This is a genomic window from Mesorhizobium sp. M4A.F.Ca.ET.050.02.1.1 (assembly GCF_003997725.1).
GTDB lineage: Bacteria > Pseudomonadota > Alphaproteobacteria > Rhizobiales > Rhizobiaceae > Mesorhizobium.
Genome location: NZ_RZSG01000572.1, coordinates 1 through 3,911 on the forward strand (window position 1 = coordinate 1; position 3,911 = coordinate 3,911).

Sequence of the window (3,911 nt, forward strand, 5' to 3'; positions counted from 1 at the left end):
GCTTGAGGTCGAGGTCGTCGACGGCGACCAGCTCGCGCCAGTCGGGCTTCAGGAAGCTGCCGTGGCGCAGCATGAAGCAGACGCGCACGCGGTTCGCTTCGAGGATGGTGCCGCAGCCCTCGGGCAATGGTTGCGGCCGCCCACGCGGCTCGGAGGCCAGCAGCCGTCGCGTATAGGGATGCTGCGGATCGGCGAAGAGCCGTTCCGTGATATTGTGTTCGCACATCTCGCCATGCTGCATGACATAGACGTAGTCGGAGAACTTGCGCACCACAGTGAGGTCGTGGGTGATCAGGATCACCGCCATCCGCAATTCCTTCTGCAGGTTGCGGATCAGGTTCAGGATCTGCGCCTGCACCGTCACGTCGAGCGCTGTCGTCGGCTCGTCGGCGATCAGCACATCGGGATCGTTTGCCAGAGCCATGGCGATCATCACCCGCTGGCGCTGCCCGCCGGAGAGCTGATGCGGATACTGCTTCAGCCGCGCTTCCGGTTCAGGGATCTGGACATGCCGCAAAAGCTCCAGCGCCCGCGCCCAGGCCTCCTTGCGGCTGACCTTGCGGTGCACCCTGATCGCTTCGACGATCTGGCTGCCGACCGTATAGATCGGGTTGAGCGAGCTCATCGGCTCCTGGAAGATCATCGAGATGCGGTTGCCACGCAGCTTGCGCCGAGCGCTCTCCGGGAATTTCAGGATGTCCTGGCCGTCATATTCGACGCTCGATCTGGGCGACACGGTCGCACGCCGCGACAGCAACCCCATGACCGTGCGCGCCGTCACAGACTTGCCGGAACCCGATTCGCCGACGATCGCGATCGTCTCGCCGCGATAGAGCTGGAACGAGACGTCCTTGACCGCATCGACGACGCCATGCTCGACCTTGAAGGCGACCTCGATGTTGCGGGCGTCGATGATGGGCTTGTCCTGGCGCCCGCCATGGTCGCGGCGGAAGGCTGGTGCGAAGGGTTCGGCGAGTACAACGGACATCCCAGCCACCTCAATAGGGGTCGACGGCATCGCGCAGGCCGTCGCCCAGCGCGTTGAAGGCAAAGACGGTGACCAGCACGAAACCGACCGGCGACAGAATCCAGGGATAGGTGCCGATGACCGAATAGGTCGCGGTGTCCTGCAGCATCAACCCCCACGAGATCAGCGGCGGCTTGACCGCAAAGCCGAGGAAACCGAGGAAGGATTCGAGCAGCACCACCGTCGGGATCGCCAGTGTCACGGCGACGATCACGTGGCTCATCACATTGGGGAAGATGTGCTGCATGATGATGCGCCGGTCGGTGGCGCCGACCGCCATGGCGGCGCGTACATAGTCTATTCGCGCCAGCGCCAGTGTCTTGCCGCGCACCTCGCGCGACATCTGCGCCCAGCCCAGCGCCGACATGACGATGATGACAAAGGCGAGGAAAACGTTGGTCGGCGCGGTGACCGGGATCAGCGTGGTCAGCGCCAGGTAGAGCGGCAGCTGCGGGAAGGCGAGCACCAGTTCGACGAAGCGCTGCACCCAGACGTCGAACCTGCCGCCGAAATAGCCGGAGACCATGCCGACGGTGGTGCCGATGATGGTGATGATGAAGACGACCGTCAGCGCGATCATCAGCGAGACGCGCGAGCCGTGGATGGCGCGTGACAGCACGTCGCGGCCGAACTTGTCGGTGCCGAGGAAATGCACCGGCTGTCCGTCCATGGAGGCGAAGAAATGCCGGTCCGCCGGGACCAGTCCGAGGAGCTTGTAGGGCGCGCCCTCGACGAAGAACCCAAGCAGTCTCGGATGCTCATAGTCGGGGCCGACGATCGGCTGGAAGGTGACCGGATCGAGATCGGCGGAATCGGCCAGCGCATACACCCTCGGTCGCGCGACGAAATTGCCGTCCTTGTCATGGAAGCTCGGCAGCTGCGGCGGGGCGAAGCCTATATCCGTGGCCTTCGGGTCCATTGGAGCCAGAAACTCCGCGAACACCGCCATGAGAAGCAGAAGCGCGACGAGCCAAAGCCCGGCCATCCCGGTCCACGAACGCTTCAGCCGCCGCCAGACCAGCGCGATGTAGCTCTCATTGCCGCGCGCGGATTTCTCGATGGCTCCCTCGGCGGGCGGCGGTGGCAGTGATGTGTCGCGCGCCAGCATCTAGCCCTCCCCGTATTGGCGGATGCGCGGATCGAGCAGGACGAGCAGCATGTCGGCGATGATGTTGCCGACGATCAGTGTCGCCGACAGCACCATCATGAAGGTGGCGGTGACATAGACGTCGCCGACCGCCATCGAGCCCACGATCGCCGGTCCGACGGTCGGCAGCGCGAAGATAATCGCCGTCTCGATCTCGCCGGTCAGCATGTAGGGCAGCACCACGCCCTGATACATGACCAGCGGATGCAGTGCATTGGGCACGGCATGGCGCATGACGACGGCGCCGCCAGTCAGCCCCTTGGCCTTGGCCGTCTCGACATATTGCGCGTTCAGCGTGTCGAGCAGATTGCCGCGCATGACTCGCATGTTGTAGGCGAGCCCGCCGAAAGTCGCGATCGCCACCACCGGCCAGACATGCTTGACCAGGTCGACGAACTTTGCCCACGACCACGGCGCGCCGCCATACTCCGGCGAAAAGAAGCTGCCGATCTCCGACACGTTTAACTGGAAGACCAGGAGATAGACGATGATCAGCGCCATCAGGAAGCGCGGCACCGTCATGCCGAGAAAGGAAATGGCCGACAGCGTCGAGTCGATCCAGGAATATTGCCGGGTCGCCGCCCATATGCCGAATGTGATGCCCAGCACCGAGGCGAGCAGATGGCAGACCAGCGCCAGCAGCAGCGTGCGCGGCAGGCGCTCGCCGACCACATCGGCCACTGGCTTGTTGTAATAGAGGCTGTAGCCGAAATCGCCGCGGGTGATGATACCACCGATCCAGTTCAGATACTGGATGGGCAGCGGCTTATCGAGGCCATGCTCGACGCGGTAGGCCTGCGCCTGCGCGTCGGCTTCGGCGAACGAGGCGCCGCCCTGGTTGATGAGTTGCGAGCGGATGTAGTCGGCATAGTCGCCCGGCGGCGCCTGGATGATGGCAAAGGTGACCAGGCTCAGTATGGCGAGGACCGGGATCGCCGACGCTATGCGCGTAGCCAAGAATCGCAGCATCGGTCCGGTTCTCCTCGCATTCACGCTTCAGTGGTTGGCCGCTGACTTCATCTCGTCCCGGCCGCGCGCGCGGCGCGGCCGGGAGTTTGGTCAGGGGAGGAAACTCAGTTCGTCGGGCCCTTGTCCCCGGGCTTGCCTGGAAGCTGCTCGGGGAACAGTTCGTATTTGTGCTGCTTGTCGGCGGCGACGAAGACCCGCTCGCGGATGATCGAATCCTCGGCCCAGTTGAACATGAAGATCGGCGTTCCCTGCGGGATGTTGGAGAAACGCTTGTTGACGATCAACGCGCCGGGATATTCGGTCAGGCCGACATTGTAGACATGTTCCGTCGAGATCTTCTGGAACTGCTTCATCAGGCTGGCGCGCTCGTCATTGTCCTGTGACGAGACGAACTTTCGGACGATGTCGACGAGATCCTTCTCGAACGGCATCAGGTCGACCTCGCCGCTTTCCGGCGCGCGGTGGTTCCAGCTGGTCTTCGGGCCGACCGGAGCGAGCTGCTCGGTGTTCTGCACCACAGAAGTCAGCTCCTGGTCGTTGCGCCGCACCAGCCAGTCGAAGCGGCCGGAATATTGCGAGGCATCGCGCTGGGTTCCATTGAGGCCGTTGAGCACGACGCGAAGCCCGAGCTTCTCCATCTGGCCGACGACGCCCTCGGCAAGGCTCTTGTCGGTGGTGTAGTCATTGTTGACCAGCATGACGATCTCGACGTTCTTGCCGCCGGCGGTTCCTGTGGGGAAGTTCACGAAGCCGTCGCCGTCGGTGTCC

The 3,911-nt window shown here is 63.6% G+C and carries 3 protein-coding genes and 1 pseudogene; all 4 read right to left on the bottom strand.

Going from position 1 to position 3,911, the window contains the following annotated elements; translation table 11 throughout:
* The coding region (locus EOA33_RS27080; RefSeq protein WP_145989302.1) for an ATP-binding cassette domain-containing protein at nt 1–988 on the bottom strand (988 nt) is incomplete at its 3' end.
* A 10-nt stretch (nt 989–998) separates the two neighbouring features.
* A complete protein-coding gene (locus tag EOA33_RS27085) occupies nt 999–2,135 on the bottom strand; it encodes an ABC transporter permease (protein ID WP_127407035.1) in 1,137 nt (378 codons plus the stop codon).
* The gene (locus EOA33_RS27090) at nt 2,136–3,143 is read right to left on the bottom strand and encodes an ABC transporter permease (protein ID WP_126055954.1); all 1,008 of its coding nucleotides are present in this window, start codon (nt 3,141–3,143) and stop codon (nt 2,136–2,138) included.
* A 104-nt stretch (nt 3,144–3,247) separates the two neighbouring features.
* Nucleotides 3,248–3,911, bottom strand: a pseudogene (locus tag EOA33_RS27095) (ABC transporter substrate-binding protein); the annotation flags it as partial.